This is a genomic window from Bradyrhizobium ontarionense, assembly GCF_021088345.1.
Classification (GTDB): Bacteria; Pseudomonadota; Alphaproteobacteria; order Rhizobiales; family Xanthobacteraceae; genus Bradyrhizobium; species Bradyrhizobium ontarionense.
The window spans coordinates 3,458,066-3,482,267 of the sequence record NZ_CP088156.1 but is presented as its reverse complement, the minus strand read 5'-3'; the positions used below and the strand labels follow the sequence as shown (position 1 = coordinate 3,482,267).

Here is a 24,202-nt window from a genome sequence, read left to right as displayed (position 1 = left end):
CACCGACCGCCAGCGAGCGGACGCCGCATTATTGCCGGTCAAAACCTCAGAGGCACGTTCCAGAACCGCGCGAACCGGAGCACGGCAGCTGCTTGGACAGGTGATCCACCTTCTGCTTGAGCGAGGCCTGGGCCACCAGGTCGAACACGCTCCGCGGCGTCAGGGCCATGGCGTGACGGAAGTCGGCGGTGGCCCGGGCGGTGTCGTTGCGGGCCTCATAGGCCTGGCCGCGCCCGATATAGTTCTCGATGGTCTCGTGCTTGGCCAGGGCCTGGCCGAAATCGGCAATCGCCTGCTGATAGTCCTTGGTGGCGTTGTGCAGCAGACCGCGCACGGTCAGGTACTCCGCGTCGTCGGGCCGGACGACCCCGACCTGATCGATGTCGGCGGTGGCATGGGCCAGGTCGTGCTGGGCCAGATAGGTGCGGGCGCGCAGCAGCCGCGCGGCGCTGTCGTCGGCGGTCTTGCCGATGATCTGGTTGAGCGCGACGATGGCGCGGTCGAGCTGCCCCGTGGTCATCAGGGCAAGGCCTCGCCCGAGCAGGGCGATCTGGTTGTTGGGATCATGCTCGAGGACGATGTTGAGGTCGGACAGGCTTTCGCCGGCATTGCCCCTCAACAGCAGCGCAAGAGCGCGCGCGGCGCGCGCATCGTCGTCGCGCGGATTGAGCGCCAGCGCCTGGTCGAAATCGACGACGGACTTGTCGGCCTCGTTCATGGCGATGCGGGTCAGGCCGCGCTGCGTGAAGGAGGCGCCGTCCTTCGGATTGAGCGCGATTGCGCGATCGAGATCGGCGATGGCCGCGGGAAAGTTGCGCTGCAGCCGGTTGATCATGCCGCGATAGGCGCGGGGGAGTGGGTGGTTCGGCTGGAGATCCAGGGCATGCTGGATGTCGGTACGCGCGAGCTCGAGCTGGCGCGCGGCGATAAGGGCCAACCCGCGCAGGGACAGCGAGACGACGTCGTCGGGCTTGATCCGCAGCGCCCGGTCGAGATCGCTGCGGGCCTCGGCCGCGCGGTTGAGGCGCAGCAGGGCGAGCGCGCGGTATTGCAGAGCAGCCGCATCGTCCGGCTTCTGTGCCAGCGTCCGGTCGAGACTCTGGACCACCTCCTGCCATTTGCCCTGGGCCGCGAGCGGCTTGACCGATTCGAGCCAGCCTTGCGGCGTCGCCGGTGCGTTCGTTGCCACGCTGGGGCGCGGCGCGTTCGCCTCCGCCGGGCGATCTTGCGACGGCGTGGCCGAATTTCCGACTTCGGCCTGCATCGCCTCGGCCGACTTCACCAACTCCTTCGCTTCCGGATTGTCCGGCGCGATCGCGAGCGCGGCCTTGAAGTCCGCGGCGGCCTTCGGATAGTCGCCCTTGGCCAGCAGCAGCCGGCCGCGCGCGAGCAAGGGGTTGATCTCGCGGCCGCCGCTCTGCGCGATCGCCCGCGAAAAATCCTCGATCCCATGCTGCGTGTCGCCCTTGCGACGATAGATCTGGCCACGCCAGAAATAAGCGATGCCATTGATCGGGGCCGCGGCGATGGCGAGGTTCATCTCGTTCATCGCGCCATCGAGATCGCCGGTTTCCAGCAGCGCCCGGCCGCGTCCGACATGGGCCGGCGGCGAATCCTGCGCAAGACGGAGGGCCGCATCGAAATCGCTCAGGGCTTCCGGAAAGCTCCTGGTCTGCAAGCGCAGATTTCCGCGCGACAGATAGCCGCCGATGGCCTTGGGATCGATGTCGACGGCGCGATCGAAATCGGCCCGCGCGGCATCGAGCGAATTCTTCCGCAGTAGGATCTGACCACGCGCGAGCAGGGCGGGCACGGAGCGGCCGTCCAGCCGCAGCGCCGCTTCGGCGTCGGCAAGCCCGAGCTCGAGCTGGGCCTGGTTGGTGTAGACGCGGGCGCGATTGACGTAGGCCTGGACGTGATCGCCGTCGGGGCGGGTCTGGTCATCGATGATGGTCGTGCAGGCCGCGATCGTCTTCGCGGTCGGACGCGGGCTGCAGTCATCCGATTCGCCGGCGCGGGCCGTGCCCGCTCCGGCGCCAAGTACGATGCCAAGTACGATGCTAAGCACGATGGCCGCGCAGGCGAGCGCGACGGCCGTTGCTCCGCTGTGCCGCCGGAAAGGCGAGATCGTCGGGATGCCGAGATCGGTCGTCGACGTCTTCATCATCTTCACCTGCGATCTTCGATCCGGGCTGGCCTGTCGCTGCGCTCTCGCCTGGGTGACGATAGCGCAGAGCATTTTCGGCGACCACAAAGGGAACAGTCAGATTCGCAGCATTTTTTTCGCAGGCCGGGACGGTGCGTGACGTCGCTGCAGCCGCGGGTTGCAGCAGCCCTGCCTTAGGAAAAATTGACTTCCCGGCGAGGATCGATAAGTTAATCTGATGATACATCTGACGATGCGGCAGCTTCGCTATTTCGATGCGCTGGCGCGTCTCGGCCATTTTGGCCGCGCCGCCGAGGCCTGCGCGATCTCGCAGCCGGCGCTCTCGATGCAGATCAAGGAGATGGAGGAGGCGCTCGGCGGCGTCCTCTTGGAGCGGAGCGCGCGGCAGGTCGTGCTGACCCGGTTCGGCGAGCAGCTCGCCGAGCGCGTGCGCGACATCCTGCGTTCTGTCGACGAGCTCGGCGATTTCGCTCGCGCCTCGCGCGACAAGCTGACCGGGCGGCTGCGGCTGGGCATGATCCCGACGGTCGCGCCCTATCTGCTGCCCAAGGTGATCGGGAACCTGACGCGCAAGCATCCCGAGATCGACATCCACGTGCGCGAATCCAAGACGCCGAAACTGATCGAGGAGCTGGTCGAGGGCCGGCTCGATGCCGCGATCGTCGCACTTCCGGTCTCCGAGCCGTCGTTGACCGAGGTCGCGCTGTTCTCGGAGAATTTCCTGCTGGTGCGACCGCCCGAATATGAAGGCGCTGATGTGCCGAGCAGCGAGATGCTGCGCGAGATGCGGCTGCTGCTGCTGGAGGAGGGGCACTGCTTTCGCGATCAGGCGCTGACGTTCTGCAACATGCAGGCGCCCCGCGAGATGCTCGATGCGAGCTCGCTGTCGACCCTGGTGCAGATGGTCGGCGCCGGCATGGGCGTGACCTTGATTCCGGAGATGGCGGTCGGCGTCGAGACGCGCTCGGCCGCGGTGTCGCTGGCGCGCTTCGCCGAGCCGCAGCCACAGCGCTCCATCGGCATGGTCTGGCGCAAGACCAGCCCGCTCGCCAAGCAGCTGCTGCAGATATCGGAGGTGGTGGCCGGCGCGGCCGAGGGCTTGCGCAAGCAGGCCGCGGCCGGGCAGGGCCGCAAGCGGCGCGGGTGAGGGGATGTTGCGGCGTCGACGATGCAGATGCCTTGAGACAAGGAGCTCAGGCGCGCCGCCAGTGATCAGGCAAGAGTCTGCTGTGCCGGGCGGCTGGGCGCTTCGTCGATCATCTCGCGCAACAAATTGGCGATCAGGTGAATCGTTGCGTGCCAACTGGAAGGCCTGCGCCCTGACGCAGACTTCGACGTTCTCAACAAGGCGGCTTCCCGCGCATCGATGATGACATGTTCGCCGACTAATTTCGACAGCCTCAAAGGATCACCCGCCAACAAGACGGGCAGTACGAGCGCCTCGTCCTGGACGCTGCTCCGCTCCAGAAATTGATTGAGCTCCTTCACCGCGAAGTCGGACTCGAAATATCGCGGAGTGACGAGCATGAGCATGATCTTGGAACGCGAGACCGCATCACGGATCTCATCTCGCCAATGATCTCCAGCTACCACCTCGCTGACGTCGAGATACAGGCGTGTCTCTTCACCGCGCATCGAAGACAATTCGCGTTTCAAGGCATCGGCAATCTCGATCGCGGCCTCGGTCGACGACCTGTCGTGGCTGACGAAAACGTCGTACTCGAAGACGTCCTCGCGGCGAGGAGCCTCGCGAAAGACCGAACGCTGCGAATGCCGCTTGCGGACGATGGGGGGCCGCGCGGTCTCAGGAACAGCCGGGTCGATTCCGGTCAGCGTCCGGACGTCCCGCAGATCGCTGGCGAGGAACGCCGCGACCTTGTCGTAGACGAACCCCATGCCGGTGGGGTCGCTGGTGCCCTGCTCCTGCACGGCGAGCCGCTCGCCGAAGCCGAAATAGGAGTGATGCGGGATCTTGATCGTCTCGACCACCTGGCGCGGGTCGATCGAGACCGGCAGCCAGTCCGCATAGAATTCCCGGACACCCTCGACGACGCGGTCGAGCCAGACCTGGGTCTCCTGGAATTCCTGCACGCCCCAGCGCGACGGCAAGGGCAGGATCGACAGCGGCATGCGGTCATAGGCGAGCGACTGCCGCGCGCGCTGCGCCAGCCGCATCACGTCGCGCACGCCATACAGGCTCTGATGGTTGGCCGTGAACATCGCCACCACGACATCCGGCAACTGGATGGTACAGATGCCGCCGGTGTCGCTCAGGCCGGTGCGGCTATCGATCAGGACGATGTCATATTCGCTGCGCCAGCGGTTGCGCAGTTCCTCGAACAATACGCCGCCGCCATGGGCGAAGAATTTTCCCCAGTCGAAGGATTCCAGATTGGCGGAATAGGCGTCGTCCTGCTCGCGTCCGCTCGGCAGCAAGGTCAGCGGATGCGACCCTCCGCATTGAACCGACAGCGTGAAGGCGTTCTCGTCGATCTCGCCCATGTCACGCGCCTCGACCAGCATGCGCAGCAGGCCGGTACCGCGTCCCGTGATCTCGTAGTAGCTGAAATAGCGCTCCAGTCCCGGCGCTTCGAGATCCCAGTCGACGGCCAGCACCTTCAGGCCGCGCCGCGACAGCAGCACCGCGATGTTGGCCAGCGCCATGCTGCGGCCGACGCCGCCCTTGTAGGAATAGAAGGTGACGATGCTGCTCATGGCGCCGTGAACCGCGGCACTGTCGTCTGCACCGGCCCGGCTCGCTCATGAAACTTCTGGTACATCTTCGCGATGGCCGCCTGTGGCCAGGATTTCCGGAAGGCTGGCGCATGCTCGATGCAGGCGGCGATTGCCGGCGCCTGCGCGGTCAGTACGGCATCGAGCTCTTCGGCGCGAGGACTGTTGGAGGCCATCCGCACGTTGAAGCACTGCTGGATTTCGAAACGCTGCATATAGCTCAACTCGGCAGGAAACCGGTTGCCGTCATGGATGAATGCCGGGATCACGACGCCATGCGGGCGCTGCGCGGTCCGCAATTGCGCCTCCTGCTCGCGCGCCACCATGTGGCTGAGCTCGGTCGAGCACCAGACGCTCGACAGGTAGTTTCCGGTCCACAGCGCGATCAGGGTTCGGGAGCAGCCCAGGGCTGTTCCGAGCGATTGAGGCCATGAGGTGCCGGTCTCGACCTGTTCGTCGATGAACACGGTCGGCGCGCGGCCCAGCTCCATGTCGACCCGCAACGTCAACAGCGGCAGGAAATGCTGCCTGATCCAGGCGAGCGTCTCGGGGTTGCGCCGGTAACTGATGAAAATGTCGTGCGTATAGCTCACAGCGGCCGCCAGCGTGAAAATCGGTCGATCTCAATCATGCAACTATAAACAGAAGAGAAGCTCCGCCGCAATGTTGCGGCGCAGCGGCTGTCCCGCTGAGCCCGGGCATCGTCGGAGGGACTGGACCGTCGGCGGACGGACAGCGCGCGCGAAGGCTGAGCCGCCCTGAGCTTGACCATGGCACAGCTCTTGTATGGCCAACCGACGACGGCTGCATGCGCATTCGCCACGGCGCGGCGATCCGCGGATATCGATCTCCGTCAGTTCAATCCGCGGCGCGCGCCGATTGCGATCGAGACCGCGTGCTTGGAGAACGGCTATGTCTGGGCCACCACACACTCGGGAGTTTTGGCAAGGCAGGATTGTCGATTGGCTGCGCGAGAATGCCGGTCTCAGGAAAGAACGCATCGATCTGACGCGGAAGTTCACCCAGGAGCCGTACAATCTCAGCGCCGTCCGGGTCCTGACCATGATGGACGAGTTCGTCGCGCTTCATAACGCCGCGAACGGGACCAGGCTCGTGCTCTCCCAGAACTGGCGGCTGGCGCAGCGAAGTGCCACGGTCGGCGACTTCATCGCGGCGTTCCTCCGCCTGGTGCATCCCGACGACAGCAGCGCCGCGCAAGACGCCGCGAAGGACAATGGCGCGTCGCCATCCGGCCAAATGTCGCAAAGCCGACAGGGCGGGATGCAGAATCAGCGCATCGCTGCACTGCGGGCCAATCCCGGCGGCGACTGGAAGCCGGTCGATCTCGAGATCATCGCGTCACAACATGCGATGAAGTTTCGCAAGATCACCGGCACCCACGAGGTGTTCCTGCATCCCTCGGTCCCACATTGCGTGACCGTTCCTCTCAAGTCGAAGATCAGGGCGCCGCATATCCGGGCCTTCGTTGCGATGATCGACCACATGGATGAGGCCGTGCGATGATCGACCCGCACTCTTATGTCTACGACGTGACGGAGCTCGGTGCCGAGGATGGCGGCGGCTTTCTCGTCACCTTTCCCGATATTCCCGGTGTCATCGGCATCGGTGGGAATGCCCAGCAGGCCATTACGGACGGTCAGCATGCGATGTTTGCGTGCCTCGATGCGTTCAAGGCGGTCGACCGGGACCCTCCTGCCCCTCGGGCGGCGCCGGACGCCGCGCCGCTGGCGTGATTCTTGATGTGATGTCGGGGACTCCAACGCGACGGGACAGACCATGCCACTGACAGAGGACGCCATCCAGGTCGGCAAATGCTACAAGACCAGGATCGCGGAGAGCTACAAGGTGCTGTCGATCACGCGCGGCATCGTCACCTATCAGACCCTGACCTCGCCCTTGCGCATCAACACCGGCATCAAGGCGTTCGCCGACGCGGTCTACAAGGAGATCACCTGCCCGGGGCAGAGCTAGTGCGGCACCCAGGCGGTGGCCGGACCGTGTGGCACTCGGAGGGGGAAGGCAGACAAGAGAGTGCACCATCTCTCCTCCGTCATTGCGAGCCAACGGGTCCGCGCGAACGCGCGGCCCGATGACAGGCTCCGCGAAGCAATCCAGGATGATTCCGCGGCGCGACTCTGGATTGCTTCCACCTACGCCCTTCGGGCTTCGGCGGACACGTCGCTGCGCTCGCAATGACGCGGAAATAGCTCGTCGTATTCACCGGCACGGAGGAGATTCGGATGAAACTCGAAGAGCGCGAACAGGGCGTGCTGGCGTTCGTCGACGACGATGGCCGCATCTGGGCGCAATGCGCCAGGCCATCCCCGAACCCGGCCGATACGGACTATGTGATCGAGGGACCCTTGAGCGGCTTCGTGTATGACGAGGGAACGTTCACGGCGGATAGCGAGCAGGCGTTTCGCGCCTGGCTCGACGACCGTCTGATCAGCGATGACATCTTCCACGTCCGGGACAAGGAGACGGCCTTGACGCTGGCCAAGCGCATCGCGTCGGCGGCCCGCCAGATCCTGAAGGACCGGACTTGACCGCCGCTTCGCAACCGTCGGCCGCTCATTTTTCTCTTTCGTTTTTCCGGAAATCATGCTTATATCCCTGCCAACCCGCCTCGTGCAGAGGGACGTACGCGTCGTCACGAAACGTTGAGGTGGGCTGCGATGGACGTGATGGCTGTGCCGACGAGCGCAGTAGTTACGTACGGCGAAGTCGTGTGGTCCTGGCCTCTCGACGCTGAGGTCAAGTTCGCGAGTGATGCTTTGACGGCTCGCGCGGGCGATGGGGGCAAGAAAGCCGATCCCCAGGGAGAGCACGAAGGACACCGTTAAAACCGTTGCGCGGGGAAGGCCGGGATGTCCCAGCCGAACCTGTGGTACCTGCCGCCTGCATTTCTTTCTGCAGGCGGGCCATGGGGGCGGCAGGCTCCCGGCCTTCTCCGCGCCCTCTCGTATTTCAGGAGGGACATGACGAATGCATGACCCGGGCATGACGTGCCGCGGGATCTAAGCACGTGCCTAGATGATGCATGTCGCCATCTTGTTGCGGTTGATGAAGGTGCCAACCAGCTCCTCACTGTCATCCCAGACAAGCGCGCGGTACGCGCGCGCAGATCCGGGATCCATAACCCCAGGGAGACGTTTGAGGCACGATGGTCGACCGATCTCGCCCAGCCACATCCGCCGCGGCGTATGGATCCCGGGTCGGCGTCCGCCAACGCTGCGCGTTGCCGGACTTGCCCGGGACGACACCGCTTGTGTGGCGCGTGTTGTGGGCCAACGGCGCGTTCATTGATGACGACCAAGCCGCCACCGGCGTTCGCCTCACATTCAATGTCGTCCCGGACAAGCGCGCGGCACGCGCGCGCCGATCCGGGGTCCATAACCCCAGGGAAACGTTTGAGGCACGATGGCCGACCGTTCTCGCCCAGCCACATCCGCCGCTGCGTATGGATCCCGGGTCGGCGTCCGTCAACGCTGCGCGTTGCCGGGCTTGCCCGGGACGACACTGAAATTGGGGCGCAAGCCGTGCCATACCCGCCGCCGTCATGCCCGCGCAGGCGGGCATCCAGTACACCGCGGTGTCGCGGTTGATCACTGCCGCAGGTGGAATACTGGTTCGCCCCGCCCCTCGCGGGCGATGACAGCGGTGATGGTCTTTTCCTGGGTGAGCGACGCTCGCACAAGGGCGAGGCGCCGCGGCCCGCGGCAACGTGTCGGTTGGCCCGTAAAAATTCGGGTCTCTTCTGGAAAATCAATTGTTTTCAACGGCTTGTTACTGTCATCCGAGTGTCATCGAACCTTTATAAAAGCGGCATCGAGGCCCCTTAAAGCGGCCGGGGAAGCGCAATCGGGCGCATATGGCGCTTCGCTTCCCAAGCATGGAGACCAGCTATGAATTTCGTCAAAGCTATCGTCGCTGCCGGCTTGGTCGCCGCATCGACGTCGGCCTTCGCTGCCGACATCACCGGAGCGGGCGCGACGTTCCCGTTCCCGATCTATTCCAAGTGGGCTGACGCCTACAAGAAGGAGACCGGCAACGGTCTGAACTATCAGTCGATCGGCTCCGGCGGCGGCATCAAGCAGATCCAGGCCAAGACCGTGACCTTCGGTGCGACCGACGCGCCGCTGAAGGCCGAGCAGCTGGAAAAGGACGGTCTCGTGCAGTGGCCGCAGGTGATGGGCGGCATCGTGCCGGTCGTCAACCTCGAGGGCGTGAAGCCGGGCGAGATGGTGCTGGACGGCGAGACGCTCGCCAACATCTATCTCGGCAAGATCACCAAGTGGGATGACGCCGCGATCAAGAAGCTCAACCCGAGCGTCAAGCTGCCGTCCGACGCGATCGCGGTGGTTCGCCGCTCCGACGGTTCGGGCACCACCTTCAACTTCACCTACTACCTCTCGGAAGTGAGCGCCGACTGGAAGAGCAAGGTTGGTTCCAACACCGCCGTCGAATGGCCGGTCGGTGTCGGCGCCAAGGGCAATGAGGGTGTGTCCGGCAACATCGGCCAGACCAAGAACTCGATCGGCTATGTCGAGTATGCCTATGCCAAGCAGAACAAGCTGACCTACACCGGTCTCGTCAACAAGGCCGGCAAGACCGTGCAGCCGACCGTCGAAGCCTTCCAGGCCGCTGCGGCGAATGCCGACTGGGCCAAGGCCCCCGGCTACTACGTCATCCTGGCCAACCAGCCCGGTGACAAGTCCTGGCCGATCACGGCTGCGACCTTCATCCTGATGCACAAGGAGCCCACCGACAAGGCAGCCTCTGGCGAGGCCATCAAGTTCTTCAAGTGGGCGTTCGCCAAGGGTGACAAGATGGCCGAGGAGCTCGATTACATCCCGATGCCCGACAGCGTCGTGAAGCTGATCGAGAAGACCTGGTCGTCCGACATCAAGAGCTAAGTCGGGCTCGACGACAACGCGGCTCCTCTCCCTCGTGGAGGGGGAGGGGCCACCTCAGGGCGCGCCTTAAGTGACAGAAAAACAGGGGACTGGCGTGGCAGACATGGCCGTTCAGAGCGACGCGAGCGAGATTGCGGACGCCGTCGGACCCTACGATCGCGCGCGGGCGCTCAACGCCTTCAAGGTCGGCGACGTCACCTTCTACTGGATCACCCGGATCAGCGCGATCTCGGTGCTGCTGATCCTCGGCGGCATCATCCTGTCGCTGATCGTCGGCGCCTGGCCGGCCATGAAGCAATTCGGCTTCGAGTTTCTGTGGACGCGGCGCTGGGCGCCCTCGGCCGATCCGCCGGTGCTCGGCGCGCTGGGACCGATCTACGGCACGCTGGTCACCTCCTTCGTCGCAATGCTGATCGCCATTCCGGTCGGTCTCGGCATCGCGATCTTCCTCACTGAACTGTGCCCGCAATGGCTGCGCCGTCCGATCGGCATCGCGATCGAACTGCTCGCCGGCATTCCCTCGATCATTTACGGCATGTGGGGCTTCTTCGTGCTGGGCCCGTTCCTGGCCTACACGTTCCAGCCGTTCATGATCAATCTGTGCGCCGGCATCCCGGTGCTGCAGGACATCTTCGCCGGTCCGCCGTCCTATCTCAGCCTGTTCAACGCCGCGCTGATCCTGGCCATCATGGTGCTGCCCTTCATCACCGCGATCTCGGTCGACGTGTTCAAGACGGTGCCGCCGGTGCTCAAGGAGGCCGCCTATGGCGTCGGCTGCACCACCTGGGAGGTGGTGCGCAGCGTCGTGATCCCCTACACGCGGGTCGGCGTCATCGGCGGCATCATGCTGGCGCTGGGCCGCGCGCTCGGCGAAACCATGGCCGTCACCTTCATCATCGGCAACTCGTTCCGGATCTCGTCCTCGATCTTTGCGCCGGGCACGACCATCTCGGCCGCGATCGCCTCGGAATTCCAGGAGAGCGACGGACTGCACCAGTCGAGCCTGATCCTGCTCGGCCTGCTGCTGTTCGTGCTGACATTCTTCGTGCTCGCGGCGGCGCGTCTGATGCTGATGCGGCTCGAAACCAAGGCGGGGAAATAGCACATGTCCGCGGTCGACTTGCAGGCCAATCCCGTCAATCCGATCTACGCGCGCCGGCGCCGCTGGGACATCGTGATCCGCGGCCTGTGCATGGCCGCCGCCTTGTTCGGCGTGACCTGGCTTGCCCTGATCCTGTTCACGCTGTTCGTCAACGGCCTGGCCGGTCTCAGCCTGCAGGTCTTCAGCGCCGACACGCCGCCGCCCGGCTCCGCGGAAGGCGGCCTGCGCAACGCGATCGTCGGATCCATCATCATGACCGTGATCGGGGTCGGCATCGGCGCGCCGCTCGGCCTGTTCGCGGGAACGTACCTCGCCGAGTATGGCCGCAACGACCGGCTGACCTCGGTGATCCGCTTCATCAACGACATCCTGCTGTCGGCGCCGTCGATCATCATCGGCCTGTTCGTCTACGGTGCCGTGGTGGTGCCGATGGGCGGCTTCTCGGCGCTCGCAGGCTCGCTCGCGCTCGCCGTGATCGTGATCCCGGTCGTGCTGCGCACCACCGAGGACATGCTGCTGCTGGTGCCCAACCCGTTGCGTGAGGCGGCCTCCGCCCTTGGTCTGCCGCGCTCGCTGGTGATCAAGCGGATCGCCTACCGGGCCGCGCGCTCCGGCCTCATCACCGGCGTCCTGCTTGCGACCGCCCGTGTCGCCGGCGAGACCGCGCCCTTGCTGTTCACCGCGCTGTCGAACCAGTTCTGGAGCCTGAACCTCAGCAAGACCATGGCCAACCTGCCGGTGACCATCAACAATTTCGTCCAGAGCCCCTATGCCTATTGGAAGCAGCTGGCCTGGAGCGGCGCCCTTCTGATCACCTTGACCGTGCTGGCCCTGAACATCGGCGCGCGCATTCTCGGCGCCGAGAGGAGCTCGAAATGACCGATATGTCCGTATCCGTGAGCAGCCCGACGGCCGCCATTCCCTCCAAGTCGCTGCCGGACGCCCCGGCCAAGGTGATCGCGCGCAATCTCAATTTCTATTATGGCGAGCACCAGGCGCTGAAGAACATCAACCTGTCGCTCGGCACCAACCGCGTGACCGCCTTCATCGGCCCGTCCGGCTGCGGCAAGTCCACGCTGCTGCGCATCTTCAACCGGATGTACGATCTCTATCCGGGCCAGCGCGCGACCGGCCAGCTGATGCTCGACAACACCAACATCCTCGATCCCAAGCTCGATCTGAACCTGCTGCGCGCCCGGGTCGGCATGGTGTTCCAGAAGCCGACGCCGTTCCCGATGACGATCTACGAAAACATTGCCTTCGGCATCCGCCTCTACGAGAAGATCTCGAAGTCGGAGATGGACGACCGCGTCGAGAAGGCGCTGCGCGGTGGCGCGCTGTGGAACGAGGTCAAGGACAAGCTGAACGCGTCCGGCCTGTCGCTGTCGGGCGGCCAGCAGCAGCGGCTATGCATCGCGCGCACCGTGGCCGTCAGGCCGGAGGTGATCCTGTTCGACGAGCCGTGCTCGGCGCTCGACCCGATCTCGACTGCCAAGGTCGAGGAGCTGATCCAGGAGCTGTCCGATAACTACACGATCGCGATCGTCACCCACAACATGCAGCAGGCGGCGCGCGTCTCCGACAAGACCGCCTTCATGTATCTCGGCGAGCTGATCGAGTTCGATGAGACCAGCAAGATCTTCACCTCGCCGAGCGATCGGCGGACCCAGGACTACATCACCGGCCGGTTCGGCTGACGCCGGACAGCATCATTGCCTCTAGGAGATCATCATGGCCAGTGAACATACCGCCAAGGCGTTCGACAGCGATCTGCAGGACCTGACGCGGCTGGTATCGGAAATGGGCGGCCTCGCCGAGCGGCTGATCGTCGATTCCGTCGATGCGCTGGTGCGGCGCGACGTGGCGCTCGGGCAGAAGGTGGTCGCCACCGATGCCGAGGTCGACAAGCTGCAGCGCGTCATCGAGGAACGTGCCGTGCTCACGATCGCCCGGCGCCAGCCGATGGCGGTCGACCTGCGCGAGATCGTCGGCGCGATGCGCGTGGCGACCGATCTGGAGCGCATCGGCGACCTCGCCAAGAACATCGGCAAGCGTGTCGCGGCGCTGGAGAGCGATTTCCACCCGCTCAAGCTGATCCGCGGGCTCGAGCACATGACCGATCTCGTGCAGTCGCAGGTCAAGACCGTGCTCGATGCCTATGCCGCGCATGATCTGCCGGCGGCGATGACGGTGTGGAAGGGCGACGAGGAAGTCGACGCCATCTGCACGTCCTTGTTCCGCGAGCTCCTGACCTACATGATGGAGGATCCGCGCAACATCTCGTTCTGCATCCATCTGATGTTCTGCGCCAAGAACATCGAGCGGATCGGCGATCACGCGACCAACATCGCGGAGACGGTGTTCTACATGATCGAGGGCCAGCAGATCACGGACAAGCGCCCCAAGGGCGACATGACGAGCTTTGCGACCACGATTCCCGGCAACTGAGAGAGACGCTTGAGACATGGCTGCGCGCATTCTGGTGGTGGAAGATGAGGAAGCGCTGACCACGCTGCTGCGCTACAATTTCGAGACCGAGGGCTACGAGGTCGAGACCGTGGCGCGCGGCGACGAGGCCGACACGCGGCTGAAGGAGCGTATTCCGGATCTCGTCGTGCTCGACTGGATGCTGCCGGGCCTCTCCGGCATCGAGCTGTGCCGGCGGCTGCGGGCGCGGCCGGAGACGAGGCAGCTGCCGATCATCATGCTGACCGCGCGCGGCGAGGAGAGTGAGCGCGTGCGCGGGCTCGCGACCGGCGCCGACGACTACATCGTCAAGCCGTTCTCGGTGCCCGAGCTGCTGGCCCGCGTGAAGGGTCTGCTGCGGCGCGCCAGCCCCGAGCGGCTCGCCACCGTGCTCACCTATGGCGACATCGAGCTCGACCGCGAGAAGCGCCGCGTGGCGCGCTCCGGCAGGCCGATCGATCTCGGCCCGACCGAGTACCGGCTGCTCGAATTCTTCCTGGAGCATCCGGGCCGCGTGTTCAGCCGCGAGCAGCTGCTCGACAGCGTCTGGGGCCGCGACATCTACATCGACGAGCGGACCGTGGACGTTCACATCGGGCGCTTGCGCAAGCTGCTCAATCCCGGGCGTGAGCAGGATCCGATCCGCACCGTGCGCGGGGCCGGCTACGCCCTGGACGATCGCTTTGCCAAGATCGAGCAGGCCTGATTAAGGAGGCGGCGGACTGCTTTCCGCCACGCCGATGCCGTCTTGATCATTTTGGGTGGGCGCCTCATCAGAAGTGTCTTCGGTCCCAGCGGACGCCCTTGATCAAGACGATCATCATATGTCTCGCCATGGTGCTCGGCGCCGTGGTGGGCGCCTCGGCCGCCGAGCTCGACGAAGCGGTTGCCGCCGCCGGCAGCGGCGAGCATGCGGCGGCGCTGCGTCGGCTCACGCCGCTGGCGCGGAAGGGCGATGCGCGGGCGCAGTTCGATCTCGGCTTCATGTCCGCGTTCGGCTGGGGCCAGCCGCGCAACCCCGCCGAGGCGCTGGCCTGGTATCGCAAGGCCGCGGATCAGGGGCTTGCCGTCGCCCAGCATTATCTCGGCATCGCCTACGTCAATGGTGAGGGCGTTGCCTGTGATTACGGCGAGGCCGCACGCTGGTTCACCCGCGCGGCTGCGCAGGGCTTCGCCCAGTCGCAGTACATGCTCGGGCTGATGATGCTCGACGGCCGATCGGTGCAGCAGGATCCGGTTCAGGGCTACGCCTGGCTGGTGATGGCCGGCCGCAACGGGGTGAGGTCGGCCGGCCGCGACGTGCAGCGGGTCAAGCTGAGCGAAGCGCAGCGGCGGCAGGCTGAGACCATCATCGCCAACTGGAAGCCGAAATTCGAATCGGCCGACGCCGGCATCGCCAGCCCCAGGCCGGGAGAGTTGCTCGGGCTCGATCGGCACATCGGCGAGGTCGTCGATCCCACATCCTGGCCGGCGTCGTCGATCGGCGTGGTCACCGTCGCGCAATACAGCACCGGCGGCTGGTGCACCGGCACGTTGGTGGCTCCGCGCGTCGTGCTCACCGCCGCACACTGCGTGTTCAACGGGGTCGCGCAGGTCAGCCCCGGCAACGTCCGCTTCCTGGCCGGCATGAACAGGGGCACGCCAGCCGCGTCCTCGGTCGCAGACCGCCTGATCGTGGCCCCGGACTTCGTCCCGACCCAGCACGACAAATGGTCGCTCGATCGCTCGCCGTCAGACTGGGCGCTCATCGTGCTGAAGGACGATCTGCCGTCGAGGCCGGTGGCGGTGAAGGCGCTCACGCGCGACGATCTCGCGGCAGCGACCAAGGCAGGCACGATCTCGGAGATCGGCTACGGCCAGGAGCGGCGCTATTCGCCGACCGGACAGCGCAACTGCCGCGCCGACATGACCAGGGACGCCCGGCTGCTGACCGTCCATTGCCTGGCGAATTTCGGCTATTCGGGCTCGCCGATCCTGGCCGAGGTCGGCGGCGAGCCGGCCGTGGTCGGTATCTTCTCGGCCTTCCACGAGGAGACGCGATTGATGTTCGCCGCACCCGCGAGCCAGTTCGAGGCGGCGGTTCGGAGTGAGATCGTGGCGGAGAGGAGGGCATCTGCACGTTGACGATGCGTGATCAAGGCGTGCGGCTGGTCATTGTCTGCGCGTGACCGGATAGCGGCTTGCCAATCGAGGACGCCGATCCGCGATCGAAGGCCCTGCTCCCCTTGATTCCGCGCGGCTTTCGGCCTGGAGGCTGGGCCCACGGCGAACTGGCGCGTCTCTTGCTCTCTCCAGCGTATGACGATTGTTCCAATTGATCATCCCCACGGCCCGCGGCCCGCGCTGTTCCGGCGGCGGGGGCAGGCGCAGGGGAATGCGGTCCTGGCTGTGGGGCTGGTGGCGGCCAACGGCCTTGCCTGGGCCTGGGCGGTCGCCCTCTATGCGGACCGTCCGGCCATTGTCGGCACCGCCATGCTGGCCTGGCTGCTCGGATTGCGCCATGCGGTCGATGCCGACCACATTGCGGCGATCGACAATGTGGTGAGAAAGCTCGTGCAGGACGGCGACGCGCCGCGCGCTGCCGGTCTTTACTTCGCGCTCGGTCATTCCAGCGTCGTCGTCATTGCGACGGTCGTGTTGAGCCTCGTCGCCGGCGCCGGGCTGATGAATGACGAAAGCGCCGTCAGGGTGATCGGCGGGGTGATCGGCACAGCCGTATCATCGGTCTTCCTGCTGCTGATCGCCTGCGCCAATCTCGTTCTGCTCATCAATCTCTGGCGTCGGTCCGCGCAGCCGCATGCCGAACAGCCGTCGCAAGGTGATGCCGACAAGGCCGGGCGCGCGGGAGGCGGCCTCCTGATCCGCCTGCTGCGTCCGCTGTTGCGCATGGTCGGCCGTGCCTGGCACATGTATCCGCTCGGCGTCCTGTTCGGCCTCGGCTTCGATACCGCGAGCGAGATTGGTCTGTTGAGCCTGTCGGCCACCGAGGCCGCGCGGGGCGCCAGTCTCGCTCACGTGCTGGTGTTCCCGGCGCTGTTCGCCGCCGCGATGGCCACTGTGGATACCGCTGACAGCATGCTGATGGCCGGGGCCTACCGCTGGGCGCTCACCGATCCCGTGCGCAAGCTCCGTTATAATCTCGTGATCACCGGCGCATCGGTCGCCATCGCTCTGGTGATCGGCAGCGCCGAGGCCTTCAGTCTTGTCGGGCCGCAACTCGGCCTCTCGGGCGGGCCTTGGGATACGGCGGCCGCGCTGAATGGCTATCTGGCCAATCTCGGTATCGTGGTGGCGTGTCTGTTTCCCGCCGCCTGGATCGGTGCCATCATCGTCATGCGCCGTCAGCGCAAGCCATCGCCTTCGGTTGCGGCGCGCTTGCCGGCGTTTCCGCTGAAGGGCTAAATCGGCCGGCCCGACGGAACGCGACAGGCCGAGATTGGGATGGAACGCTCACGATGGACGGCTCCGGTACGATGACGCGGATGCTGTGGTTGCAGGGCGCGAGCTGCGGCGGCTGCACCATGTCGATCCTGGAAAGCGGCGCCTCCGGCTGGTTCGACGAGCTGCGCCAGTCCGGCATCGATCTGGTATGGCACCCCTCGGTCAGCGAGCAGACCGGCGACGAAGTCGTCGACCTGCTTGAGGCGATCCGGGACGGCCGCGAGCGACTCGACCTGCTCGTGCTCGAAGGTTCGGTGGCACGCGGGCCGGGCCTGACTGGCCGCTTCAACATGCTCGCAGGCACCAACCGCTCGATCTATCACTGGCTGCTCGATCTTGCGCCGCTGGCGGACTATGTCGTCGCCGTCGGCAGCTGTGCTGCCTATGGCGGGATTCCCGCGGCCGGTGTCAACCCGACAGACGCCGTCGGGCTGCAGTTCGAGGGCAGCGACGTCGGCGGCGCGCTCGGCGCCAGCTTCCGTTCGAAGCGTGGGCTGCCGGTGATCAATGTCGCAGGGTGTGCCCCGCATCCGGGCTGGATGATGGAAAGCCTGCTCGCCCTCACCAACGGCGACCTCACCGCGAGAGAGCTCGATGGTTTCGGCCGGCCGACATTCATCGCCAATCACCTCGCCCATCACGGCTGCTCGCGCAACGAGTTCTATGAATTCAAGGCAAGCGCGGAGACGATGTCGGAGCGGGGCTGCCTGATGGAGCATCTCGGCTGTCGTGCCACCCAGGCCGTCGGCGATTGCAATCAGCGCTCGTGGAACGGCGGCGGCTCCTGCACCAAGGGCGGCTATGCCTGCATCGCCTGCACCTCGCCCGGCTTCGAGAGTGCGCAGAACTATCTGCAGACCGCGAAGCTTGCGGGCATTCCCGTCGGCCTGCCGACCGACATGCCCAAGGCCTGGTTCGTGGCGCTCGCGGCGCTGTCGAAGTCCGCGACGCCGCGGCGCGTCCGCGTCAACGCGACGGCCGACCACGTCGTGGTGCCGCCGAGCCGCTCGGGCGACAAGCGCAGCTCATGACGCGGATCACGGTCGGCCCGTTCAACCGCGTCGAAGGAGATCTCGAGGTCCGGCTGGACATCGAGCAAGGCCGCGTGGCGCGCGCGGAAGTCACCGCGCCGCTCTATCGCGGCTTCGAGCAGATCCTGGAGGGGCGTCCGCCGCTCGATGCCCTGGTGATCGCACCGCGCATCTGCGGCATCTGCTCGGTGTCGCAGTCGATCGCAGCGGCAGGCGCGTTGCGCCAGGCCATGGGCGTCGCGACCGCGCCGAACGGCGTGCTCGCAACCAACATCGCCCATGCGGCCGAGAACGCGGCGGATCACCTGACGCATTTCTATATCTTCTTCATGCCAGACTTCGCCCGCGAGGCCTATGCGTCGCAGGCTTGGCATGGCGCTGCGGCCGAGCGCTTTACCGCGACCAAAGGAAGTGCGGCGCGTGAGGCGCTGCCGGCGCGGGCGCGGCTGCTGGAGATCATGGGCGTGATCGCCGGAAAATGGCCGCATAGCCTTGCGTTCCAGCCGGGCGGGACCACGCGCGCGATCGAGCTTGGCGAGCGCATCCGGCTGAATGCGATCGCGGCATCGTTTCGCGGCTTCCTCGAACGCGTGATGTTCGCCGACAAGCTCGAGAACGTGGTTGCCTTGTCGACACCGGACGAGCTCGACCGCTGGCGCGACGGTCGCGGTGGCGACTTTGCGCATTTCCTCGCTGTCGCCGATGCGCTGTCTCTCGCCGATCTCGGCAAGGGTCCGGGCCTGTTGATGAGTTTCGGCGCCTACCACGATTCGGACGGCGCTCGTTTTCGCGCCGGTATTCGCGCGAGCAACGGAGAGGTCGAAGCTCTGCCGTCGGACCGGATCACCGAGGACGTCTCGCACGCCTGGATGCGCGAGACCTCGCTCGATCCGGCCGAGAGCCGCACCGTGCCGGATGCCGACAAGGCGGACGCCTACAGCTGGTGCAAGGCGCCGCGCCTGGCCGGTCAGCCCGTCGAGGTTGGCGCACTAGCGAGACAGGCGGTGGACGGTCAGCCGCTGATCACGGCGCTGCTCGCCGCTGACGGCAGCAATGTCCGCAATCGCGTGATTGCCCGGCTGATCGAGACGGCGCAGCTTGCGCTTTCGATCGAAGGCTGGATCAAGGCGCTGCGTCTCAACGAGCCGTTCTGCCTGAATAGCGGCGACACGGCGGATGGCAACTTCGTTGGTCTCGTAGAGGCGGCGCGGGGCAGCCTCGGCCATTGGCTCGCGGTGCGCTCCGGCCGCATCGAGCGCTATCAGATCATCGCGCCGACCAGTTGGAATTTTTCGCCGCGCGATGCCGGCGGCATCGCAGGTCCGCTCGAGCAGGCGCTCGTCGGCACCGAGGTCGGCGCGGCCGGTGCGCGCGCTGTCGGCATCCAGCATGTCGTCAGATCGTTCGATCCGTGCATGGTGTGCACCGCGCATTGAACGCACTGCAAACAGCCGAGCAACAGGCGGTAACAAACTTGTCGGGTGCAAAGCGCGTGATTTCCGATCGTCACGTCAGACCGGGTCGTATTTGTCCTGTCGCGTCGATGTGTTCGCTCCAAGCATCTGGAATCATTGTGATTCAAATCCGGCTTTGATGCTGGCCTGCTTCTTGCTGTCTCCTCCTGTCAGATAGCGACCATAACGGTTGCCAAGGTGATCATAGGGGGAGGACTCATGGGCGCGGCGACGGAAACGTTCTACAGCGTCATCAGGCGTCAGGGCATCACGCGACGCAGCTTTCACAAGTTCTGCAGTCTGACCGCGACGAGCCTCGGCCTCGGCCCGCTCGCCGCCAGCCGCATCGCCAATGCGCTCGAGACCAAGCCGCGCACGCCCGTCATCTGGATGCATGGGCTCGAATGCACCTGCTGCTCCGAGAGCTTCATTCGCTCGGCGCATCCTCTGGTGAAGGATGCCGTGCTGTCGATGATCTCGCTCGACTATGACGACACCATCATGGCGGCGGCCGGCCATCAGGCGGAGGCCATCCTCGAAGAGACGCGCGCGAAGTACAAGGGCCAGTACATTCTCGCGGTCGAGGGCAACCCGCCGCTGAACGAGGGCGGCATGTTCTGCATCGACGGCGGCAAGCCGTTCGTTGAGAAGCTGAAGCTGATGGCCGAGGACGCGATGGCGATCATCGCCTGGGGCGCCTGCGCGTCCTGGGGCTGCGTCCAGGCGGCGAAGCCGAATCCGACGCAGGCCACGCCGATCGACAAGGTGATCACCAACAAGCCCATCATCAAGGTGCCGGGCTGTCCGCCAATCGCGGAAGTGATGACCGGCGTCGTCACCTTCATCACCACCTTCGGCAAGCTACCCGAGCTCGACCGCCAGGGCCGGCCGAAGATGTTCTACTCGCAGCGCATCCACGACAAGTGCTATCGCCGCCCGCATTTCGACGCCGGCCAGTTCGTCGAGGAGTGGGACGACGAGGCCGCGCGCAAGGGCTACTGCCTCTACAAGATGGGCTGCAAGGGCCCGACCACCTATAACGCCTGCTCGACGGTGCGCTGGAACGGCGGCGTGTCGTTCCCGATCCAGTCGGGCCACGGATGCATCGGCTGCTCCGAGGACGGCTTCTGGGACAAGGGCTCGTTCTACGACCGCCTCACCAACATCAAGCAGTTTGGTATCGAGCGCAACGCCGACCAGGTCGGCATGGTTGCCGCCGGCACGGTGGGCGCGGCAGTCGCGGCGCATGCAGCGGTGACGGCCGTCAAACGGCTAGCCACCAAGCGCGACGACGCCAAACAAGATCATTAATCGAATTCAGGGCAGGCAACGATGGGCATCCAGACCCCTAACGGCTTCAATCTTGACAATTCCGGTAAGCGCATTGTCGTCGATCCCGTCACCCGCATCGAGGGACACATGCGGGTCGAGGTCAATGTCGACTCCGACAATGTCATCCGCAATGCGGTTTCCACCGGCACAATGTGGCGCGGCATCGAGGTGATCCTCAGGAACCGTGATCCGCGTGACGCCTGGGCCTTCACCGAGCGGATCTGCGGCGTCTGCACCGGAACGCACGCGCTCACATCGGTGCGCGCCGTCGAGAACGCGCTCGGCATCACCATCCCGGAAAATGCCAACTCGATCCGCAACCTCATGCAGCTTGCGCTGCAGGTGCACGATCACGTCGTGCATTTCTATCATCTGCACGCGCTCGACTGGGTCGATGTGGTGTCGGCGCTCTCGGCCGATCCGAAGGCCACCTCGACGCTGGCGCAGTCGATCTCGAGCTGGCCGCTGTCGTCGCCCGGCTATTTCAGGGACCTGCAGACCCGCCTCAGGAAGTTCGTCGAGTCGGGGCAGCTCGGCCCGTTCAAGAATGGATATTGGGGTAGCAAGGCCTACAAGCTGCCGCCCGAAGCCAATCTGATGGCGGTGGCCCACTATCTCGAGGCGCTCGATTTCCAGAAGGAGATCGTCAAGATCCACACCATCTTCGGCGGCAAGAACCCGCACCCGAACTGGCTGGTGGGCGGCGTGCCATGTCCGATCAACATCGACGGCACCGGAGCTGTCGGAGCCATCAACATCGAGCGGCTGAACCTCGTCTCCTCGATCATCGATCGCCTGATCGAGTTCAACGAGATGGTCTATCTTCCCGACGTCGCGGCGATCGGCTCGTTCTACAAGGATTGGCTCTATGGCGGTGGCCTGTCCGGCAAGAGCGTCCTCGCCTATGGCGACGTACCCGAGCATGCGAACGACTATTCCGCGAAGAGCCTGAAGCTGCCGCGGGGCGCGATCATCAACGGCAATCTGTCCGAGGTATTTCCGGTCGATCACGCCAATCCCGACGAGATCCAGGAGTTCGTGGTTCACTCCTGGTACAAATACCCCGACGAGACCAAGGGGCTGCATCCCTGGGACGGCATCACCGAGCCGAACTACGTGCTCGGTCCCAATGCCAAGGGCACCAAGACCGACATCAAGGAGCTCGACGAGGGCGGCAAATATTCCTGGATCAAGGCGCCGCGCTGGCGGGGGCATGCGATGGAGGTCGGTCCGCTCGCGCGTTGGGTGGTCGGCTATGCGCAGAACAAGGCGGAGTTCAAGGATCCCGTCGACAAGTTCCTGAGGGATCTCGACCTGCCTTTGACGGCGCTGTTCTCGACGCTCGGCCGCACCGCGGCGCGTGCGCTGGAATCGGTCTGGGCCGGACGGCAGATGCGCTACTTCCAGGACAAGCTGATCGCCAACATCAAGGCCGGCGACAGCTCGACTGCGAATGTCGACAAATGGAAGCCCGAGAGCTGGCCGAAGGAGGCCAAGGGCGTCGGCTTCACCGAGGCGCCGCGCGGCGCGCTCGCGCACTGGATCAAGATCAAGGACACCAAGATCGACAACTACCAGTGCGTCGTGCCGACGACCTGGAACGGTTCGCCGCGCGATCCGAAGGGCAACATCGGCGCTTTCGAGGCGTCGCTGATGAACACCCCGATGGCCAATCCCGAGCAGCCGCTGGAGATCCTGCGCACGATCCATTCCTTCGATCCGTGCCTGGCCTGCTCGACGCACGTCATGAGTCCGGATGGCCAGGAACTGGCCAAGGTCAAGGTCAGGTAGCACGGGAGAAGGGTCATGATGGATGCAGTTGCACGACCGCCCGAGTCGGGGACGGACATCGCCGCGATCGCGGCCGACGGCGCCGGCGAGCATGCGGTCGGCCGGCCCACGGTCTATGTCTACGAAGCGCCGGTGCGCATCTGCCACTGGGTCAACGCGTTCGCGATCATTGTTCTGATGGTGACCGGCTATCTGATCGGGACGCCGCTGCCGACGGTGTCGGGGGAGGCGTCGGCGAACTTCGTGATGGGCTATATCCGCTTTGCCCATTTTGCGGCCGGACAGGTGCTGGCGGTGTTCTTCCTCGCCCGCATCTTCTGGGCCTTCGTCGGCAACCACCACTCCCGGCAGATCTTCTACATCCCGGTGCATCGCAAGCAGTTCTGGAAGGAAGTGCTGCACGAGATCCGCTGGTATGCCTTCCTGGAGCGTGAGCCGAAGATGTATGTCGGCCACAATCCTTTGGCGCAGACGGCGATGTTCACCGGCTTCACGCTGTTCGTGTCCTTCATGATCGTCACCGGCTTTGCCCTCTATTCGGAAGGCGAGGGCATCGACAGCTGGCAGCACAAACTGTTCGGCTGGGTGTTTGCGATCTGGCCGAACAGCCAGGATGTCCATACCTGGCATCATCTCGGGATGTGGGCGCTGGTCACGTTCGTGATGGTGCACGTCTATGCCGCCATTCGCGAAGACATCATGTCACGCCAGAGCATCATCTCCTCGATGATCTCGGGCGAGCGGCAGTTCCGCGACTAACAGGGGGCCGGCATGGTCGATGAGAGCGGGCACGACCGCATCCTGGTGCTCGGGATCGGCAACATTCTGTGGGCCGACGAAGGCTTCGGCGTGCGGGTGGTGGAGGAATTCCACCGCCGCTTCACCGTGCCCGACAACGTCACGATCCTCGACGGCGGCACGCAGGGGCTTTACCTCGTCAACTATGTCGAGGAGGCCGACGGCCTGATCGTGTTCGACGCCATCGACTACGGCCTCGTGCCGGGCGAGCTCAAGCTCGTCCGTGACGAGGAGGTGCCGCGCTTCACCGGTGCCAAGAAGATGAGCCTGCACCAGACCGGCTTCCAGGAAGTGCTGAGCGCCGCCGATTTGCTCGGCCGCTATCCGCGTCGCCTCGCGTTGATCGGCTGCCAGCCGCTCGACCTCGAGGACTGGGGCGGACCGCTCACCGCGCCGGTCCGTGCCCAGATCGCGCCGGCGATCGAGCAGGCCTGCACTTTGCTGGCGGAATGGGGGGCGCCGGCCGTGCTGCGGCGCGAGCCGCTCGCCGGCGACGAGCGGCTGCTTGCCAACGACATCGATCATCACAGCTACGAGATGCGGGCGCGCGCGGCCGAGTGACCGCCGGCGCTGCGAGGGGAGTCCGTCATGTGCCTGGGCCTGCCGATGACGATCGTGGAGACCGATGGCGTCTCCGCGCTGTGCAGCTTCGCCGGCGAAGAGCGCCGCGTCTCGGTGATGCTGCTCGACAAGCCGCCGGTCGGCGCCAAGGTGCTGGTCTATCTCGATGACGCCGTTCGTCTGCTCGATGACGAAGAGGCCAGGCTGATCGCCGAAGCGCTGCGGGGGCTGCAGGCCGCGATGAACGGTAATTCTTGCGACGAGTTCTTCGCCGACCTGATCGGGCGTGAGCCGGAATTGCCGGACCACCTGCGATAGTCCGCCGCCCGTTACCTGCTGTGCCTATCGGAAACGAACTTTCCATACGGAAATAAAATTACCAGGCCTCG

At 65.2% G+C, this 24,202-nt stretch carries 23 protein-coding genes; 20 read left to right on the top strand and 3 right to left on the bottom strand.

What is annotated here, in order from left to right:
* Positions 1-46: 46 nt before the first annotated feature.
* Complete coding sequence (locus LQG66_RS15740) at positions 47-2,164, bottom strand: tetratricopeptide repeat protein (protein ID WP_231327114.1); 2,118 nt, start codon at positions 2,162-2,164, stop codon at positions 47-49.
* Positions 2,165-2,384: 220 nt separating this feature from the next.
* Between LQG66_RS15740 and LQG66_RS15735 the strand changes: the two genes are divergently transcribed.
* Positions 2,385-3,314: a hydrogen peroxide-inducible genes activator gene (locus LQG66_RS15735; protein ID WP_231327113.1), complete on the top strand. Its 930-nt coding sequence runs from the start codon at positions 2,385-2,387 to the stop codon at positions 3,312-3,314.
* A 65-nt stretch (positions 3,315-3,379) separates the two neighbouring features.
* Here LQG66_RS15735 and LQG66_RS15730 read toward each other — a convergent pair whose 3' ends face one another.
* Positions 3,380-4,882, bottom strand: a complete 1,503-nt coding sequence (locus tag LQG66_RS15730; protein WP_231327112.1) for a KGGVGR-motif variant AAA ATPase — start codon at positions 4,880-4,882, stop codon at positions 3,380-3,382.
* The gene (locus LQG66_RS15725; protein ID WP_231327111.1) at positions 4,879-5,493 is read right to left on the bottom strand and encodes a TIR domain-containing protein; all 615 of its coding nucleotides are present in this window, start codon (positions 5,491-5,493) and stop codon (positions 4,879-4,881) included. Before LQG66_RS15725 ends, LQG66_RS15730 begins: the two co-directional genes overlap by 4 nt.
* A 319-nt stretch (positions 5,494-5,812) precedes the next feature.
* On the opposite strand from LQG66_RS15725, the gene LQG66_RS15720 reads away from it, so the two are divergent.
* From LQG66_RS15720 to LQG66_RS15630, 19 genes are all read left to right on the top strand, one after another.
* Positions 5,813-6,424, top strand: coding sequence for a hypothetical protein (locus LQG66_RS15720; RefSeq protein WP_231327110.1), 612 nt, complete (start codon positions 5,813-5,815; stop codon positions 6,422-6,424).
* Positions 6,421-6,654, top strand: coding sequence for a type II toxin-antitoxin system HicB family antitoxin (locus LQG66_RS15715; RefSeq protein ID WP_231327109.1), 234 nt, complete (start codon positions 6,421-6,423; stop codon positions 6,652-6,654). The genes LQG66_RS15720 and LQG66_RS15715 overlap by 4 nt, the downstream gene beginning before the upstream one ends.
* 43 nt (positions 6,655-6,697) lie before the next feature.
* Positions 6,698-6,892, top strand: coding sequence for a hypothetical protein (locus LQG66_RS15710; protein WP_231327108.1), 195 nt, complete (start codon positions 6,698-6,700; stop codon positions 6,890-6,892).
* A gap of 269 nt (positions 6,893-7,161) precedes the next feature.
* The gene (locus tag LQG66_RS15705) at positions 7,162-7,467 is read left to right on the top strand and encodes a hypothetical protein (protein ID WP_231327107.1); all 306 of its coding nucleotides are present in this window, start codon (positions 7,162-7,164) and stop codon (positions 7,465-7,467) included.
* Positions 7,468-8,826: 1,359 nt separating this feature from the next.
* Positions 8,827-9,837, top strand: a complete 1,011-nt coding sequence (gene pstS / locus LQG66_RS15700) for a phosphate ABC transporter substrate-binding protein PstS (protein ID WP_231327106.1) — start codon at positions 8,827-8,829, stop codon at positions 9,835-9,837.
* Positions 9,838-9,940: 103 nt separating this feature from the next.
* A complete protein-coding gene (gene pstC, locus LQG66_RS15695; protein ID WP_231327805.1) occupies positions 9,941-10,939 on the top strand; it encodes a phosphate ABC transporter permease subunit PstC in 999 nt (332 codons plus the stop codon).
* 3 nt (positions 10,940-10,942) lie between these two features.
* Entirely contained in the window at positions 10,943-11,818 is an 876-nt protein-coding gene (gene pstA, locus LQG66_RS15690) for a phosphate ABC transporter permease PstA (protein ID WP_231327105.1), read from the top strand.
* Complete coding sequence (gene pstB / locus LQG66_RS15685; RefSeq protein ID WP_231327104.1) at positions 11,815-12,636, top strand: phosphate ABC transporter ATP-binding protein PstB; 822 nt, start codon at positions 11,815-11,817, stop codon at positions 12,634-12,636. The genes pstA and pstB overlap by 4 nt, the downstream gene beginning before the upstream one ends.
* Positions 12,637-12,670: 34 nt before the next feature.
* Positions 12,671-13,387, top strand: coding sequence for a phosphate signaling complex protein PhoU (phoU, locus tag LQG66_RS15680; RefSeq protein ID WP_231327103.1), 717 nt, complete (start codon positions 12,671-12,673; stop codon positions 13,385-13,387).
* A gap of 16 nt (positions 13,388-13,403) precedes the next feature.
* On the top strand, positions 13,404-14,111 hold the full coding sequence (gene phoB / locus LQG66_RS15675) for a phosphate regulon transcriptional regulator PhoB (RefSeq protein WP_231327102.1): 708 nt from the start codon (positions 13,404-13,406) through the stop codon (positions 14,109-14,111).
* 98 nt (positions 14,112-14,209) lie between these two features.
* Positions 14,210-15,529, top strand: coding sequence for a trypsin-like serine protease (locus LQG66_RS15670; RefSeq protein WP_231327101.1), 1,320 nt, complete (start codon positions 14,210-14,212; stop codon positions 15,527-15,529).
* A gap of 174 nt (positions 15,530-15,703) precedes the next feature.
* Positions 15,704-16,807 carry a HoxN/HupN/NixA family nickel/cobalt transporter gene (locus tag LQG66_RS15665; RefSeq protein ID WP_231327100.1) on the top strand — a complete coding sequence of 368 codons (1,104 nt, stop codon included), beginning with the start codon at positions 15,704-15,706 and terminating at the stop codon, positions 16,805-16,807.
* 53 nt (positions 16,808-16,860) lie between these two features.
* Positions 16,861-17,877, top strand: a complete 1,017-nt coding sequence (locus LQG66_RS15660; RefSeq protein ID WP_231327099.1) for an NADH-quinone oxidoreductase subunit B family protein — start codon at positions 16,861-16,863, stop codon at positions 17,875-17,877.
* Positions 17,874-19,313, top strand: a complete 1,440-nt coding sequence (locus LQG66_RS15655; RefSeq protein WP_231327098.1) for a nickel-dependent hydrogenase large subunit — start codon at positions 17,874-17,876, stop codon at positions 19,311-19,313. The genes LQG66_RS15660 and LQG66_RS15655 overlap by 4 nt, the downstream gene beginning before the upstream one ends.
* A 237-nt stretch (positions 19,314-19,550) precedes the next feature.
* Positions 19,551-20,642 carry a hydrogenase small subunit gene (locus tag LQG66_RS15650; RefSeq protein ID WP_231327097.1) on the top strand — a complete coding sequence of 364 codons (1,092 nt, stop codon included), beginning with the start codon at positions 19,551-19,553 and terminating at the stop codon, positions 20,640-20,642.
* 21 nt (positions 20,643-20,663) lie between these two features.
* Positions 20,664-22,454: a nickel-dependent hydrogenase large subunit gene (locus LQG66_RS15645; RefSeq protein WP_231327096.1), complete on the top strand. Its 1,791-nt coding sequence runs from the start codon at positions 20,664-20,666 to the stop codon at positions 22,452-22,454.
* A gap of 15 nt (positions 22,455-22,469) precedes the next feature.
* Positions 22,470-23,213 carry a Ni/Fe-hydrogenase, b-type cytochrome subunit gene (cybH, locus tag LQG66_RS15640; RefSeq protein ID WP_231327095.1) on the top strand — a complete coding sequence of 248 codons (744 nt, stop codon included), beginning with the start codon at positions 22,470-22,472 and terminating at the stop codon, positions 23,211-23,213.
* 12 nt (positions 23,214-23,225) lie between these two features.
* On the top strand, positions 23,226-23,813 hold the full coding sequence (locus tag LQG66_RS15635) for a HyaD/HybD family hydrogenase maturation endopeptidase (RefSeq protein WP_231327094.1): 588 nt from the start codon (positions 23,226-23,228) through the stop codon (positions 23,811-23,813).
* Positions 23,814-23,840: 27 nt separating this feature from the next.
* The gene (locus LQG66_RS15630) at positions 23,841-24,131 is read left to right on the top strand and encodes a HypC/HybG/HupF family hydrogenase formation chaperone (protein ID WP_231327093.1); all 291 of its coding nucleotides are present in this window, start codon (positions 23,841-23,843) and stop codon (positions 24,129-24,131) included.
* Positions 24,132-24,202 lie beyond the last annotated feature (71 nt).

Excerpts from the sequence above, each read along its gene's own strand:
- pstC (WP_231327805.1), top strand. The coding sequence starts at position 9,941 with ATGGCCGTTCAGAGCGACGCGAGCGAGATTGCGGACGCCGTCGGACCC.
- LQG66_RS15710 (WP_231327108.1), top strand. The coding sequence starts at position 6,698 with ATGCCACTGACAGAGGACGCCATCCAGGTCGGCAAATGCTACAAGACC.
- LQG66_RS15635 (WP_231327094.1), top strand. The coding sequence starts at position 23,226 with ATGGTCGATGAGAGCGGGCACGACCGCATCCTGGTGCTCGGGATCGGC.
- LQG66_RS15645 (WP_231327096.1), top strand. The coding sequence starts at position 20,664 with ATGGGCATCCAGACCCCTAACGGCTTCAATCTTGACAATTCCGGTAAG.
- LQG66_RS15655 (WP_231327098.1), top strand. The coding sequence starts at position 17,874 with ATGACGCGGATCACGGTCGGCCCGTTCAACCGCGTCGAAGGAGATCTC.
- LQG66_RS15735 (WP_231327113.1), top strand. The coding sequence starts at position 2,385 with ATGATACATCTGACGATGCGGCAGCTTCGCTATTTCGATGCGCTGGCG.
- LQG66_RS15665 (WP_231327100.1), top strand. The coding sequence starts at position 15,704 with ATGACGATTGTTCCAATTGATCATCCCCACGGCCCGCGGCCCGCGCTG.
- LQG66_RS15740 (WP_231327114.1), bottom strand. The coding sequence starts at position 2,164 with ATGAAGACGTCGACGACCGATCTCGGCATCCCGACGATCTCGCCTTTC.
- pstB (WP_231327104.1), top strand. The coding sequence starts at position 11,815 with ATGACCGATATGTCCGTATCCGTGAGCAGCCCGACGGCCGCCATTCCC.
- LQG66_RS15630 (WP_231327093.1), top strand. The coding sequence starts at position 23,841 with ATGTGCCTGGGCCTGCCGATGACGATCGTGGAGACCGATGGCGTCTCC.
- LQG66_RS15715 (WP_231327109.1), top strand. The coding sequence starts at position 6,421 with ATGATCGACCCGCACTCTTATGTCTACGACGTGACGGAGCTCGGTGCC.
- LQG66_RS15730 (WP_231327112.1), bottom strand. The coding sequence starts at position 4,882 with ATGAGCAGCATCGTCACCTTCTATTCCTACAAGGGCGGCGTCGGCCGC.
- pstS (WP_231327106.1), top strand. The coding sequence starts at position 8,827 with ATGAATTTCGTCAAAGCTATCGTCGCTGCCGGCTTGGTCGCCGCATCG.
- pstA (WP_231327105.1), top strand. The coding sequence starts at position 10,943 with ATGTCCGCGGTCGACTTGCAGGCCAATCCCGTCAATCCGATCTACGCG.
- LQG66_RS15705 (WP_231327107.1), top strand. The coding sequence starts at position 7,162 with ATGAAACTCGAAGAGCGCGAACAGGGCGTGCTGGCGTTCGTCGACGAC.
- LQG66_RS15650 (WP_231327097.1), top strand. The coding sequence starts at position 19,551 with ATGGGCGCGGCGACGGAAACGTTCTACAGCGTCATCAGGCGTCAGGGC.
- phoB (WP_231327102.1), top strand. The coding sequence starts at position 13,404 with ATGGCTGCGCGCATTCTGGTGGTGGAAGATGAGGAAGCGCTGACCACG.
- cybH (WP_231327095.1), top strand. The coding sequence starts at position 22,470 with ATGATGGATGCAGTTGCACGACCGCCCGAGTCGGGGACGGACATCGCC.
- LQG66_RS15660 (WP_231327099.1), top strand. The coding sequence starts at position 16,861 with ATGGACGGCTCCGGTACGATGACGCGGATGCTGTGGTTGCAGGGCGCG.
- phoU (WP_231327103.1), top strand. The coding sequence starts at position 12,671 with ATGGCCAGTGAACATACCGCCAAGGCGTTCGACAGCGATCTGCAGGAC.
- LQG66_RS15720 (WP_231327110.1), top strand. The coding sequence starts at position 5,813 with ATGTCTGGGCCACCACACACTCGGGAGTTTTGGCAAGGCAGGATTGTC.